Origin of the sequence: Alcaligenes sp. CHO6 (assembly GCF_037120595.1) — a bacterium.
Lineage (GTDB): Bacteria > Pseudomonadota > Gammaproteobacteria > Burkholderiales > Burkholderiaceae_B > Alcaligenes > Alcaligenes ammonioxydans.
Window position 1 is genome coordinate 773,951 of the sequence record NZ_JBANCI010000001.1, and the last position, 14,418, is coordinate 788,368.

General features: G+C 57.0%; 14 protein-coding genes. 9 read left to right on the forward strand and 5 right to left on the reverse strand.

The genetic code is table 11. The features are described 5' to 3' along the window. Nucleotides 1-84: 84 nt before the first annotated feature. The gene (locus tag V6936_RS03625; RefSeq protein WP_336579426.1) at nt 85-1,137 is read left to right on the forward strand and encodes a helix-turn-helix domain-containing protein; all 1,053 of its coding nucleotides are present in this window, start codon (nt 85-87) and stop codon (nt 1,135-1,137) included. 33 nt (nt 1,138-1,170) lie between these two features. Here V6936_RS03625 and V6936_RS03630 read toward each other — a convergent pair whose 3' ends face one another. From V6936_RS03630 to V6936_RS03645, 4 genes are all read right to left on the reverse strand, one after another. Beyond that, entirely contained in the window at nt 1,171-2,067 is an 897-nt protein-coding gene (locus tag V6936_RS03630) for a recombination-associated protein RdgC (RefSeq protein ID WP_003799509.1), read from the reverse strand. A 167-nt stretch (nt 2,068-2,234) separates the two neighbouring features. Next, nucleotides 2,235-3,908 carry an MFS transporter gene (locus V6936_RS03635; protein WP_131070637.1) on the reverse strand — a complete coding sequence of 558 codons (1,674 nt, stop codon included), beginning with the start codon at nt 3,906-3,908 and terminating at the stop codon, nt 2,235-2,237. 4 nt (nt 3,909-3,912) lie between these two features. Then, on the reverse strand, nt 3,913-5,283 hold the full coding sequence (locus tag V6936_RS03640) for a sensor histidine kinase (protein ID WP_336579427.1): 1,371 nt from the start codon (nt 5,281-5,283) through the stop codon (nt 3,913-3,915). Nucleotides 5,284-5,385: 102 nt separating this feature from the next. Then, nucleotides 5,386-6,075: a response regulator transcription factor gene (locus tag V6936_RS03645; protein WP_003799515.1), complete on the reverse strand. Its 690-nt coding sequence runs from the start codon at nt 6,073-6,075 to the stop codon at nt 5,386-5,388. 206 nt (nt 6,076-6,281) lie between these two features. On the opposite strand from V6936_RS03645, the gene recA reads away from it, so the two are divergent. Then, complete coding sequence (gene recA / locus V6936_RS03650; protein ID WP_003799517.1) at nt 6,282-7,364, forward strand: recombinase RecA; 1,083 nt, start codon at nt 6,282-6,284, stop codon at nt 7,362-7,364. Beyond that, a complete protein-coding gene (gene recX / locus V6936_RS03655; RefSeq protein ID WP_235587613.1) occupies nt 7,361-7,999 on the forward strand; it encodes a recombination regulator RecX in 639 nt (212 codons plus the stop codon). Before recA ends, recX begins: the two co-directional genes overlap by 4 nt. Before the next feature lie 180 nt (nt 8,000-8,179). Here the strand turns inward: recX and V6936_RS03660 are convergent, their stop codons facing one another. After that, the gene (locus tag V6936_RS03660; RefSeq protein ID WP_336579428.1) at nt 8,180-9,100 is read right to left on the reverse strand and encodes a LysR family transcriptional regulator; all 921 of its coding nucleotides are present in this window, start codon (nt 9,098-9,100) and stop codon (nt 8,180-8,182) included. A 500-nt stretch (nt 9,101-9,600) separates the two neighbouring features. Between V6936_RS03660 and V6936_RS03665 the strand changes: the two genes are divergently transcribed. From V6936_RS03665 to hemC, 6 genes are all read left to right on the forward strand, one after another. Then, complete coding sequence (locus tag V6936_RS03665; RefSeq protein WP_336579429.1) at nt 9,601-10,179, forward strand: DUF2889 domain-containing protein; 579 nt, start codon at nt 9,601-9,603, stop codon at nt 10,177-10,179. Nucleotides 10,180-10,263: 84 nt separating this feature from the next. Beyond that, complete coding sequence (gene sucC, locus V6936_RS03670; RefSeq protein WP_003799526.1) at nt 10,264-11,424, forward strand: ADP-forming succinate--CoA ligase subunit beta; 1,161 nt, start codon at nt 10,264-10,266, stop codon at nt 11,422-11,424. Between the two features lie 21 nt (nt 11,425-11,445). Next, nucleotides 11,446-12,327, forward strand: a complete 882-nt coding sequence (sucD, locus tag V6936_RS03675; protein WP_003799528.1) for a succinate--CoA ligase subunit alpha — start codon at nt 11,446-11,448, stop codon at nt 12,325-12,327. Nucleotides 12,328-12,619: 292 nt separating this feature from the next. Continuing rightward, nucleotides 12,620-13,324, forward strand: a complete 705-nt coding sequence (locus V6936_RS03680; protein ID WP_003799530.1) for a TerC family protein — start codon at nt 12,620-12,622, stop codon at nt 13,322-13,324. Nucleotides 13,325-13,328: 4 nt separating this feature from the next. After that, on the forward strand, nt 13,329-13,454 hold the full coding sequence (locus V6936_RS03685) for a hypothetical protein (protein WP_003799533.1): 126 nt from the start codon (nt 13,329-13,331) through the stop codon (nt 13,452-13,454). Then, a complete protein-coding gene (hemC, locus tag V6936_RS03690; protein ID WP_003799535.1) occupies nt 13,451-14,413 on the forward strand; it encodes a hydroxymethylbilane synthase in 963 nt (320 codons plus the stop codon). Before V6936_RS03685 ends, hemC begins: the two co-directional genes overlap by 4 nt. Nucleotides 14,414-14,418: the final 5 nt, after the last annotated feature.

The following is a 14,418-nucleotide window of genomic DNA, read 5'->3' on the forward strand; positions in this document are numbered from 1 at the left end:
ATAGGATGGTTTCGCCCCTTGCCCAATAGCGAATACTGCCGTTGAATATGCAAAAAGTGACAATCTTTGAAGGGTCATGGAAAGATGAATGCTTTGCCCGGCACGCTACCGGTTGCTGTCGATGCTGCGCACACTGCCACGGTGGCGCTGGATCTGGTGCAGGACTGGTTTCACAGTTTGCGCACCAGCTATTCGGAACAGGTGCTGGATCATTGCCTGAAGCAGTCAGGCATCGTGAAGGATTTTATTGATCGCCCTGGCGCTCGTCTGACGCGGGATCAACTGGTGCGCTTGTATCAGGTCAGCGCCCGTAAAACAGGCGATGAGATGATGGGGTTCTGGACCCGGCCTATACGGGCGGGAGCCTTGAAATACATCGTGCGCACGGTGCGGGATGCGCCGTCCATCAATGTGGCTTTGTACCGCTTTACCCAGTTCTGGAATCTGTTGCTGGACGATTTCAGCCTGAATCTGATCCGCACCGATACAGACCTGGGTATTGAGCTGGTGCCCCGCTATGGGGATGCCTGTGTGCATCGTTTCGGACATGCCCTGATGCTCAAGCTCACGCACGGCATCGTGTCCTGGCTGATGGGGCGTGAGGTGTCCGTGCAACAAGTGGCTTTTGCGTTTGCGCGGCCAGCGTTCGCGGCGGATTACTCCGTCTTGTTTCCTGCTTCAGTGAGTTTTGATGTGCCGTGCTCGCACATTGTGTTTGGCGCGGAACTCGGTCAGGTGCGTCCGCAGCGCACTCAGGTGGAGGCCAGGGCCTTTCTGGAGCGGGCCCCGCGCGACTGGATTTTCACCTCGTATCATGAGCATGCCCTGCGATTGAAAGTACGGGAGATTTTGCACACCGATCTGGGTTTGACCCTGCAGGACGTGTCGGGGAAACTGCATATTTCGGCGCGTACCCTGATCCGCAGACTTCAGGAAGAAGGTCTGTCCTTTCAAGGGATTAAGGATGAATTGCGCCGGGATCTGGCGATTTTCAAATTGCTGCGCAAAGATATGTCGCTGGCTGAAATTGCGTATGCATTGAAGTTCAGTTCGCCAGCGACCTTTCACCGGGCTTTCCGTCATTGGACGGGGATGACGCCCGGTGTGTATCGTGCCGCTCAGCAGGAGCTAAGCTGAAGTGGGAGCCAGCAGTCCAGGAAGGACGTGGGCTTACTTGCGTTCACCGCCCAGCACCTCGACCAGGTCGCTGATCATTTTAGCCAGTTCGGACGTCATCAGCGTCATGTCCGCATCGAAGATTTCTTCGTCGTTGACGGCAGTCACATCCTGCTTTTCCGTCAGGATATCGAGCGGTGCGACACGTTTGATGTCCAGCGCGTCGGTCAGTACAAAGCTGATGCGATCCGCCCAGGTCATGGCCAGTCGGGTGCATTGCTTGCCCGCTTCGACGTGCTTGCGCACTTCGTCGATATCGGCACTTTGCTTGACGTAGCGCACGGCCGCACCGCTATCGCCCGTCGAACGTAGCTCGGTGTCCTGGTCAATGGTGAAATTGGCCAGCTGTTCTTCTTCCACCAGCCAGGAGGTCATGGCGGCGCCGGGGGATTGTTCGGTGTAAAGCGGCTGCACAGGGAACGGTTCCACGCTTTTGGCCAGCAGCCCCAGCACTTCATCACTTTTAGCCGTAGCCGCCGCATCAATGGCCAGCCAGTGGTTGCGGGTGTCCAGCCAGACCCGGGTGTCGCGCGAGACCGCAAAAGCACGCGGCATCAGATCTACGATGACCTGTTCCTTGATTTCCTTCATCTGCTTGCGGCCGGGCTTGTAGCCTTGCTGCTCCTCAATATCACGCGCCTTCTCGCGCGCGACCTGATTGATGACTGTGGTGGGCAGCAGTTTCTTTTCGGCGCGCAGGGCGATCAGATACTGACCGTTGACCTCATGCACCAGGGCATTGTTTTCACGGGGACTAACCCAGCCCAGGCTCAAGGGTTCCTGGCTGGAGCCTGGCGTAAAGCTGTGTTTGGCCAGAGCTTCTTCCAGCTCTGCGGCGGAACATGTCCAGTCGGGGGAGAGGCGATAGATGCGTAGATTCTTAAACCACATGGAGACGAAGATAAATAAACGTAGAAAAGGAGCGGGCATACAGCCCGAGGCAATGTTCGATTGTACGCGCAGATGTTCTTGTGCCGCCCGGCCATTTACGCACCCTTGCATTTGCCAGTCCATCTGGCCTTTTTGCGACACGCCAGGCTATCCGCCTGCAGACAGGGCTAACGATTGATATCGTTATGGCGCGTCTCTCGCACAAAAGGCGCACCAATGGCGACGGTGAGCAGGCACACCAGAATCGGGTACCACAGGCCGTCATAAATATTGCCGGTAAGCGCAATCAGGGCAAAAGACAGGGTCGGTAAGAAGCCGCCGAACCAGCCGTTGCCGATGTGATAGGGCAGACTCATGGAGGTGTAGCGGATACGAATCGGGAACATCTCCACCAGCATGGCGGCGATAGGGCCGTAGACTGCCGTGACCAGCGCTACCAGATAAGTCAGCAAGACCACCAGCATGAGCTTGTTAACCTGTTCGGGATCGGCCCTGTCCGGGTATCCGTACTGACGCATGGTGTCGGTCAGTTCGTTTTTCAGCTCCTGCGAGTGCCGGGCAAAATCGGCCCGGCTCAGATGCCCACCCTCAAAGCCATCAATCACATGATCGCCAATTCGGACCTGGGCCACCTGGCCGGGGGCGCCCTTGACGTTGTTGTAGCTGACCGCATGGCTGGCCATATACGACTTCACAATGTCGCAAGAACTGGTGAAGGTATGGCTGCCCACTGGATTGAACTGGAAGGAGCAACGGGTCGGATCGGTGATGACCGTAACCGGGGCGTTGCGTTGGGCCTGCACCAGAGCAGGGTTGGCAAAATAAGCCAGCCCTTGAAACACGGGGTAGTAGGTGAGTGCAGCCAGCAGACAGCCCGTCAGAATAATGGGTTTGCGTCCGACCTGATCGGATAGCCAGCCAAAAAAGATGAACAGGGGAGTGGCCAGCAAGAGGGAGATGACCATCAGGGTTTGTGCCAGCGTGGCCTGCAGTCCCAGCATTTGCGTAATGAAGAACAAAGCGTAGAACTGCCCCGTATACCAGACCACGCCCTGGCCTGCCGTCAGTCCGAACAAGGCCAGCAGAGCGATGCGCAGATTGGCCCAGCGGCCAAAGGACTCGGTAATGGGCGAGGTCGACAGCGTGCCCTCTTCCTTGATGTGCTGAAAGGCAGGCGACTCTTTCAGGTTCATCCGTATCCACACGGAAATGGCCAGCAGCAGCACGGAAATCAAAAATGGAATACGCCAGCCCCAGACGACAAAAGCTTCTTCGCCGACCAGACTGCGTATGCCCATGATGACCAGCAGCGACAGCAATAAACCGACTGATGCCGTGGTCTGAATCCAGCTGGTATAAAAGCCGCGCCGGTGCTGGGGAGCGTACTCGGCCACATAGGTTGCAGCGCCGCCGTACTCACCTCCCATGGCCAGACCCTGCAGTAGACGCAGGACGATCAGCATGATGGGGGCGGCGATCCCGATAGCCTCATAGCTGGGTAGGACGCCCACCAAAAAAGTGGACAGGCCCATCAGTAAAATGGTGATCAGAAAAGTGTACTTTCGTCCAACACGATCGCCGATGCGGCCAAAGATCAGGGCGCCAAAGGGGCGCACTGCAAAGCCCGCCGCAAAAGCCAGCAAGGCAAAGATAAAGCCGGCCGTCGGGTTGACGGCAGAAAAAAAGTGCTGGGCCAAAATGGCCGCCATGGAGCCATACAGATAGAAGTCATACCACTCGAACATGGTCCCCAGGGCCGAGGCAAAAATAACCTTGCGTCCCTGGGTGTCGAGTTTGTTCTTGGTTTTGTGGGAGGCAACACTGGTGATTGTCTGGGGCATGCGCTCAGGCTCTCCAAGGCAAAGACAGTGGGAAACTGACACGCAAGCGCAGGCCACTGGGTTGGCCTCCCGTCAGTGGCATGAAGTCGATGGAGGCGTCATGAATGTCAGCAATCTCCCGCACGATGGCCAAGCCCAGACCACTGCCGTCGGCCTGGTTGCCCATGATGCGATAAAACCGGTCAAAGATTCGTGACTGATGCTCCGCGGGAATACCGGGCCCATTGTCTTCAATCTCCAGCCAGCCTTTGCCGGCTGCCTGACCCGTACGCAGGGTGATCCAGCCACCGGCCGGTGTGTAGATCAGGGCGTTGTCCAGCAGATTGTTGATCAGTTCGTCAAGTAACACCGGATCGGCCTGCAAAAGGATGGCCTTGGGGTGGTTTTCCAAGCCGAGGTCCAGCCCTAGACTCAGGGCGTCCGGCACCCGTTGGCCTACATGCAGTTCAGTCAAGGTGTTCAGGTCCAGGCTCTGCTTGGTGGGGGCATAGAGGGCATCGCTGCTTTCGGCGCGCGCCAGCGCCAGCATTTGCGTGACCAGCCGCGTGGCGCGCTCTGTGCCGCGGACCAGCTGTTGCAGGCTGGCTTCCGTTTGTTGGGGGTCACGCTCTCGCAGGGCCAGTTCGGCTTGTGTGCGTATGCCCGCCAGAGGAGTTTTCAACTGATGGGCTGCGTTGGCAACAAACTGTCTTTGAGTGGCGGAGAACTGGGCCTGCTGAGCCAAAAGACCGTTCATGGCATCGATCAGCGGCACAATTTCGGCCGGAGCCTGTTCCTGGTCCACAGGCGACAGGTCGCCCGGCGCCCGGGCTCGCAGGCGCGCCTGCAGCAGGTTCAGGGGCTCCAGCCCGTGCGTCAGCCCCAGTCCAGCCAGCATGGCTGCCAGCGGCACAAGAATGAATTGCGGAGTCAGCATTCCGATCAGAATTTCCCGGTGTAGCACCGCTCTATGTTCATTCGTTTCAGCGGCAACCGCCAGAAAAGGCGTGTTGTTTTTGTCCTTGCCCCCCCAGACATAGGCCAGACGCAGACTCTGATCGTCCAGAACCACATCCCGGTAACGCAGCAGGTCGGTGTCATAGCTCCAGCTGTCGGGAACTGGCAAATGGGCATTGCCGGCCAACGGGGCTCCATTGGCATCGCGGATTTGCCAGAGGGTGGGCGTGGGACTTTCCTGCCGCAAAATGGTTTGCGCGCCGTGCGACAGCTCAATAGGCTGGTTCAGGTCCTGGCGGCTGATTTCCACCCGCAGCAGGTCCAGATGATCGCGCAAGGTGCGGTCATAGGGCGAGTTGGCAATATGCTGGGCGATGAAATAGGTAATGACAATGCCCACGGTCCACAGCAGAAACAAGGGCCCGAAAATCCAGATCATGATCTTGTGGATGAGCGGACGTGGCGCCCCGCGCCTTTTTCGGGCGGGCGCGACAGTGGCACGTGATGGGGGCGACGCGGGCTGCATGGACGATCCCTTCGCTTAGGCTGGAGCGTCTTCTCGCAGTTTTTCCGGTTCCAGACAGTATCCCAGGCCCCGCACAGTCAAGATGCGCACGCCGCTGGGCTCCAGCTTTTTGCGCAGGCGGTGAATGTAGACCTCAATGGCATTAGGGGTGACTTCCTCCCCCCACTCACAGAGCAGATCCACGAACTGGTTCTTGCTGATCATGCGCCCGCTGCGCGACAGGAAAATCTCCAGCAAACTGGTTTCGCGGGCTGACAGCTCCAGGGGTTGATTGTCGATATACGCCATACGGCCCTTCAGGTCGAAGCTCAGCCGTTTGTGATGCAGCAAGGCGCTGCTGGTGCCGGTACTGCGCCGCGTCAGGGCGCGTACCCGCGCTTCCAGCTCCGTCAGGGCAAAGGGCTTGGACATATAGTCGTCTGCGCCCAGGTCCAGGCCGCGCACGCGCTGCTCCACCGTGTCGCTGGCAGTCAGTATCAGCACGGGAAGCGTGTCCTGCCGCTGGCGGATGGACTGCAATACGGACAGGCCAGGCTTTTTGGGCAAGTCCAGGTCCAGAATCAACAGGTCAAAACTTTGAAGCTGCAAGGCCGAGTCGGCGCTATCGCCATCGTGCACGACATCGACCGCATAGCCTTCGTAGCGTAAGGAGCGAGAAAGTCCATCCGCGAGAATACTGTCGTCTTCAGCTATGAGTATGCGCATGACCCTACACAAACAAATGATTGAATGGCTGGCTGGCATTGTGGCACAAGGCTGTCAGGCCGGTCAGTAGGGGATAACGAGGCTGCAGGCCTAATTTATTTGAATATCTGTGTATATATACAGTATAATTTGATGCAATAATGAGGTTTGAATTTTAATTGTCGTGCCCGTCCGTTGGGGCGCCATTCCACAGTCAAGGATTTTTCATGGACGATAAAAACAGCAAAGCAGTGGCCTCGGAACGTTCCAAGGCGTTGGCCGCCGCTCTGTCGCAAATCGAAAAGCAGTTCGGCAAGGGTTCGATCATGCGCTATGGCGACGACACCGTCGAGCACGACATCCAGGTGGTTTCCACGGGCTCGCTGGGTTTGGACATTGCTTTGGGCGTTGGTGGTCTGCCTCGTGGTCGCGTTATCGAGATTTATGGGCCGGAGTCCTCGGGTAAGACCACCTTGACCTTGCAAGTGATTGCCGAAATGCAAAAGCTCAAGGGAACGTGCGCGTTTATTGACGCTGAGCACGCGCTGGATGTGCAGTATGCTCAAAAGCTGGGCGTTAATCTGGCTGATCTGCTGATCTCTCAGCCCGACACGGGTGAGCAGGCCCTGGAAATTACCGAAGCCCTGGTACGTTCGGGCTCGGTGGACCTGATTGTCATCGACTCGGTCGCGGCTCTGACCCCCAAGGCTGAAATCGAAGGCGATATGGGCGATTCCCTCCCTGGTCTGCAAGCCCGCCTGATGAGTCAGGCCCTGCGCAAGTTGACCGCCACCATCAAGCGTGCCAATTGTACGGTTATCTTCATTAATCAGATCCGTATGAAGATCGGTGTCATGTTCGGCAACCCCGAAACCACCACGGGCGGTAACGCATTGAAGTTTTACTCGTCCGTGCGTCTGGATATTCGTCGCATCGGCTCGATCAAGCGCGGTGACGAAATGGTGGGTAACGAAACCCGCGTTAAAGTGGTCAAGAACAAGGTCGCGCCTCCGTTCAAACAGACCGAGTTCGACATCATGTACGGCAGCGGTATTTCGCGTGAAGGCGAGATTATCGATCTGGGCGTACAAACCGGTGTGGTCGACAAGGCGGGCGCCTGGTACAGCTACGACGGCAACCGGATTGGCCAGGGCAAGGACAATGTGCGGGAATTCCTGAAAGAGCGTCCGGAGCTGGCGCGTGAAATCGAAAACAAGGTTCGCGAGAAACTGGGCGTAGCCTTGATGAGCACCACGGTCAGCCGTGCCGAAGCTGCGCCTGTTGCTGACGCGCCCGAGGGTGATCGTTGATCTCTCCTCCTGAGTTCGATGAGGAGCCCTTTGAGACCGATCCGGAAGAAATCCGGGAACGGAAGCAGGCTCAAAGGGAGCGTATCGCTGCGCTTTCTGCCCGATCTACAAACTCGGGCAGGAATGGCGAGCCAGCCAGCGTTGGCGATGATGCTTCGGCTGTAGAAAAGAAAGCGACCTCCAAACGGGCGGGGCTTTCGCTTAAGGCCAGAGCCTTGAATTTTCTGTCCAGACGTGAATATTCACGTCTGGAGTTGGGCCGGCGCTTGGCGCCCCATGCTGATAGTGCAGAAGAAGTGGAAGCCCTGCTTGACGCACTGGTCGAGCAAAAGTGGCTGTCTGACGAACGTTTTGCGCACAGCGTCGTCAATCGGCGCGCCTCGCGGGTGGGCACCCGGGTCATTTTGCAAGAGCTTCGCCAGCATGGCGTCGATGTGCATCAGACTGAAATTATTAAAGAAGAATTGATGGCAACTGAGCTGGAGCGTGCCAAACAGGTGTGGGGCAAGAAGTTCAGCGCCCCCCCGGATGACCCTCGCAGTTACGCAAAGCAGTATCGTTTCATGGCCAGCCGTGGCTTTTCGGGTCGTATCTTGCAGCAGATCCTGGGCGACTGGGAAGACGATCTAGCCTGAGCAAGCTGCCTCTTTTGCATTGCTCGCGCACTTGGTGATTGCGGGGCGCAGTTGCCGGTAATCCGATCCATTTGCCTACGTTGAACCCTCTCGGCTTGGGGCATGTCTGACTGCCGCCCCTTGCCTGAATTTTTAATCTGACCCGCGGGGTTTATCCTTTTGGCGCAAGGCGTCAATGAGTCACGCTTGAGCAGCCACAATCCCTTGCAGGCTTTTAAAGCAGGTCGCGCGTGCCTGTGCCAGGAAGGCTTGCACATAGTTCGCTTGCACATCTTCACTTCTGACGCTTGCGTAAAGCGTTCGCCACACACCATTCTCCCCCAGGCGACAGGTGCGAATTGAGGCCGGGTTCAAGAACTCCGTCAAGGCCCAATTGGGCAGAGCCGCCACTCCGCGCTGACTGGCCACCAATTGCACGATCATAGGGGTTAGTTCGGCTTGCCGAAGCGCAGCAGGCTCTACATCGGCTGGTGTCAGAAATTGCATAAAAATATCGAGACGGTGGCGCTCTACCGGATAGGTAATCAGAACTTGATCTGCCAGTTGAGACGGTTCTATATAGCGATATTGCGACAAGGGGTGCTGTCTGGAAACCGCTAAAACCAGCTCGTAGCGGAAAAGAGGCTCGTAATGTACAGCCGGATCGGCCTGAGGATCTGATGTAATCACCACGTCCAGGTCCCCGCGCATCAAGGCGGGCAAGGGGGCAAAAGAAAAAGCTGCGCTCAAATCCAGTGTGACATCGGGCCACTCTTGTCTGAAGGCATCCAATGCCGGCATCAACCATTGAAAGCAGGAGTGGCAGTCGATGGCGACATGCAGGCGCCCCGTTTGCCCGGCGGCAAGACGCTGCAGATCACGCTCGGTAGCGCGCACACGCGGCAAGATGTCATCAGCTAACATCAGGATACGCAAGGCGGCCGTGGTCAGGCGGGCGGGGCGGGTGCGACGGTTCAGCAGTGGCACGTGCAATCGGGACTCCAGATCGCGCAACTGGTGCGAGAGAGCAGACTGGGTGACATTCAGGCGCTCGGCGGCCTCTTGCAAGCTTCCGCTGTCACGGATGGCGCTTAGGGTTTCCAGGTGACGGATTTCAAGCATGTTGAGAAAAACTCATATTCCACACAGCGTATCTGATTTTCTTACTAATTATACAGAGGCAATGATTCGCTCCTGCTTGATAAGGGCTCTCTATTGATGCACAGCGTGTTGATGATGACAGTTGTTCATGATCTGGGTGTGGGTGCCCCAGCATCGGGCTAGGGCAGGCTTGGGGACCACTTTAGTCGGCCAAGCCGAGCGGAAGCGTTCAGGTTCCGCGCTCCCCAGCGGGGAAACGGAAATGCCCGGTTGCACTGGACAGGGGGGGTAAAACGGCACACCTGACCAAGTTCACAGGAACGGTGAGGCAGGGTGGATGGGCTTGTCCGGCAAAGGGTCGTTTTTTTCATGCGAATTTGGTATACCGTAGGATGCACCGCGCATGAAACCTGCGTTTGGCCCGCCTGGAATGCGCTTACAGATTATGTAAGTGGCTGATACGGAACATACGAGGTGCGTTATACTTGATCAGTTTCAATCTTGCCGCCTCGTTCATATCAATGCCTTTGCCTCCGCCGTCCGTTGCCCGTGAACCATTGCATACGCGTACCATCACGGTACAGTCGTTCGCACGGGAAGATGGCCTTTGGGATCTGGAGGCGTCGTTGCTGGATGTTAAGTCCTATGACTTTCCCATCCGTAACGGTCAGACCCACAAGGCGGGCGATCCTGTTCACCTGATGCATCTGCGTGTCACCATCGACAGCAGCTTTGCCATTGTGGATGCCGTGGCGGTCTATGACGCAGCTCCCTACCAGGACAACTGTTCGTCCATTTCAGATGCCTATCGCAAATTGGTCGGTCTGAATTTGCTCAAGCAATTTCGTCAGGGTGTCAAAGAGCGTTTCGGACGCTCGGCAGGCTGTACGCACATGAGCGAGTTGGCGCTGGTCCTGCCCACCGCAGCCGTGCAGACCATGGCCGGTCGGCGTCGCAGTAGTGGGGAATCAGAAATTTATCGTACCGACAAGCAGCCTTTCCATCTGGATGGCTGCCATGCCTTGCGCTTGAGCGGTCCCGTGGTTGAGGAGTTTTACCCCGTCTGGTATCGACCCAAAGTGACGGATGGGGTGGAGTAGTTTTTTGTTTTAGTCAGGTTTCAGGCTCAGGCCTGGAGTTCCTGCCTTCTTTTTTTATTGTGTTTTTAGACTGACAGGTATCACATGAAAATTCACGAATATCAGGGCAAAGCACTGCTTAAGCAGTTTGGCGTTGCCGTGCCACGCGGAATTCCTGCCTTCTCCGTCGATGAAGCGGTTGCAGCTGCGCAGGAGCTGGGTGGCTCTGTGTGGGTTGTCAAAGCCCAGATTCACGCCGGTGGCCGTGGCAAGGGCGGTGGCGTCAAACTGGCTCGTTCGATTGACGAAGTGCGTCAACTGGCCTCGGAAATCCTGGGCATGCAGCTGATCACTCACCAGACCGGTCCTGAAGGCCAGAAGGTGGGTCGCCTGCTGATCGAGGAAGGCGCGGACATCAAGAAAGAGTACTACGTCGGTATCGTGACCGACCGTGCTACCCAGCGTGTAGCCGTGATGGCATCCAGCGAAGGCGGCATGGAAATTGAAGAAGTGGCCGAGCGCAACCCCGACGCCATTCTGAAAGAGTTCGTGGACCCTGCTGTCGGTTTGACCAATGAGCAGGCTACCAAGCTGGCCCGCGGTATTGGCGTGCCTGACGCTTCGATCGACAAGGCGGTTGCCGAATTCCAGAAGCTGTACAAGTGCTACACCGAAACGGACGCGGAACTGGCTGAGATCAACCCTCTGATCCTGACCGGCTCGGGCGACATCATTGCGTTGGACGCCAAGTTCAACTTCGATAGCAACGCTTTGTTCCGTCACCCCGATATCGTGGCGTTCCGTGATCTGGCTGAAGAAGATCCTGCTGAGGTTGAAGCCAGCAAATACGATCTGGCCTACATCCAGCTGGACGGCAATATCGGCTGCCTGGTCAACGGCGCCGGTCTGGCCATGGCGACCATGGACACCATCAAGCTGTTTGGCGGCGAGCCTGCCAACTTCCTGGACGTGGGCGGTGGCGCTACGGCCGAAAAAGTTACTGAAGCCTTCAAGATCATGTTGGCCAACAAGGGCGTCAAAGCCATTCTGGTTAACATCTTCGGCGGCATCATGCGCTGCGACGTGATCGCTGAAGGCGTGATCGCTGCGTGCAAGGCCGTCAACCTGAACGTGCCTCTGGTGGTACGCATGAAGGGTACCAACGAAGAGCTGGGCAAGAAGATGCTGGCCGATTCCGGTCTGCCCATCATCAGTGCTGACACCATGGCCGAAGCGGCGACTGCTGTTGTCGCTGCCGCCAAGTAAGAAAAGGTTGAGGATTAGCAAATGTCGATTCTGATCAATAAAGACACCAAAGTCATCACGCAAGGGATCACCGGCAAGACCGGCCAGTTCCACACCCGCATGTGCCGTGAATACGGTAACGGCATGGAAGCCTTTGTGGCTGGCGTGAACCCCAAGCGTGCTGGCGAGGATTTCGAAGGCGTACCTATCTACGCCTCCGTGTCCGACGCCAAGGCTGAAACTGGCGCGACTGTGTCGGTTATTTACGTTCCACCTGCAGGCGCTGCAGCAGCTATCTGGGAAGCGGTTGAAGCTGACCTGGATCTGGTTATCTGCATTACCGAAGGCATCCCTGTTCGCGACATGCTGGAAGTTCGCAACCGCATGCGCGCTGAAAACCGCAAAACCTTGCTGTTGGGCCCGAACTGCCCCGGTCTGATCACTCCTGATGAGATCAAGATCGGTATCATGCCCGGCCACATTCACCGCAAGGGCCGCATCGGTGTGGTTAGCCGCTCCGGCACGCTGACCTACGAAGCTGTTGCTCAAGTCACTGAACTGGGCCTGGGTCAATCCTCGGCTGTGGGTATCGGTGGCGATCCAATCAACGGCCTGAAGCACATCGATGTGCTCAAGATGTTCAACGACGATCCTGATACCGATGCCGTTATCATGATTGGCGAGATCGGCGGTCCAGACGAAGTCAACGCGGCTTTGTGGGCCAAAGACAACATGACCAAGCCTGTGGTTGGCTTTATCGCTGGTGTGACAGCGCCTCCCGGAAAACGCATGGGTCACGCGGGTGCCCTGATCTCCGGTGGTGCCGACACGGCCGACGCCAAGCTGGAAGTGATGGAAGCTTGCGGTATTCGTACCACACGCAACCCATCCGAAATGGGCAAGTTGCTCAAATCGGTGCTGTAAACAAGTAGTACGGGGCCCGCCAAGGCGGGCTCCTTGTCCGGCTGCCTGGCAGTCCGACACGATTGGCCAGCCGGTTTCGTCAAGAAAAACACCACAACCCGGCGCATTCCTTCCCGAATCTGGCCAGCCTGTTCATGCTGAATTGAATGACGTAAAAAGAAGCCCCCTGCGACACTGGCGCTCAGCCTTGTGCGTGATGGGGCATTGTTGTCTTGGGACAGCCCGGCGACAGAAAAAGAAGAAGTGTCCAGCGGCTGGAAAGAGAGTTCATCTTTAGCGACACGGGAACACCATGATCGAATTTCTCCAGACCCTGCATTGGGGTTCATTGTTTCAGATTGTACTGATTGATATTTTGCTGGGCGGTGATAATGCCGTCGTGATCGCGCTGGCCTGCCGTAACCTGCCCAAGCAGCAGCGCATGCAGGGAATCTTGTGGGGGACGGTAGGGGCGATTATATTGCGCGTCGTCCTGATCTTTTTTGCGTTGACCCTGCTGGATCTGCCTTTCCTGAAGTTGGTGGGCGGCGTGTTGCTCTTGTGGATCGGTATCAAGCTCTTGCTGCCCGATGATGACGAGCATGGCAATATTCAAGGCGGTGGCACTGTTTGGGCTGCCGTCAAAACCATCATCATCGCGGACTTCGTGATGAGTCTGGACAATGTGATTGCCATTGCCGGGGCGGCGCAGAATGCGCATTTGGACCACCAGTTGGGCTACGTGATTTTTGGCTTGCTGCTCAGTGTTCCCATTATTGTCTGGGGCAGTACCCTGGTGCTCAAGCTGATCGACCGCTTTCCTGTCGTGGTGACCCTGGGCGGCGCCTTGTTGGGCTGGATTGCCGGTGGCATGCTGGTCACGGACAAGATTGTGGAAAATCAATTTGGCCTCCAGCCACAGCCTGTTAAACTCGGGGTCGAGATTGTTTGTGCCTTATTAGTGGTGGCGCTGGGCAAATGGCTGGCGCGCCGTAAAGGTTCTACCAAGGAAACATAGTTCTATGGCAATTTTTAAATCCTCTGACGCCAAAGGTCAGGAAAGCGGCCTGTCCCTGCTACAGGGCTTAGGAATCCTGGCCATTATCGGTATTGTTGCAGCCGCCATCGTGCGCTACTTTGCTGCATGACCGCTGTGGTTTCTACTCCAGAAGAATTGGTCATTGCCACTCGTGCCAGTCAACTGGCCTTGTGGCAAGCCATGCATGTGCGCGACCGTTTGCAAACGCTGTATCCGCAGTGCAAGGTGTCCTTGTTGGAAATGACAACACGTGGTGATCAGATCCTGGATCGCACCTTGTCCAAAGTGGGCGGCAAGGGCTTGTTTGTCAAAGAACTGGAAACGGCCTTGCTGGATGGCCGTGCTCACCTGGCCGTGCACTCCCTGAAGGATGTGCCGGTGGTATTGCCCGAGTCCTTTGATCTGCCCATCATCATGGAACGGGACGATCCACGCGATGCTTTTGTTTCCAATACGTATCCCAATCTTGCGGCTTTACCTGCCGGTGCCATCGTAGGCACCTCCAGCTTGCGCCGCGAGTCCCAGATTCGTGAGCGTTATCCACATCTGGACATTCGCCCCTTGCGTGGCAATGTTCAGACACGTTTGTCCAAGCTGGATCGGGGCGATTACGACGCCATCATTCTGGCGTCTGCCGGTTTGCGCCGTCTGGAACTGGCCGAGCGTATCCGCGATTACATTTCCATTGAAGACAGCCTGCCGGCCGCTGGGCAGGGCGCCCTGGGTATCGAGATTCTGAAAACTCGCAGCGATGTGGCCCAATGGCTGGCGCCCTTGGCGCATTCCACCAGCCATGTGTGCGCGCTGGCTGAACGTGCTGTATCCCGCGCTTTGGGTGGTTCCTGTCAGGTTCCTTTGGCTGCGTATGCCACGCTGGATGGCGACGAACTGACTCTGAGTGGCCTGGTGGCCGAGCCGGATGGTTCCACGGTTTACCGCGCGCAGATTCATGGTCCAGCTAACAATGCGGAAGAACTGGGACTGTCGCTGGCCGAGGATCTGAAACGACAAGGTGCTCAAGCCATTCTGGATCGCTTGCTGACGGAGCAGCCTGCAGAGGGCGAGTAAAGCGG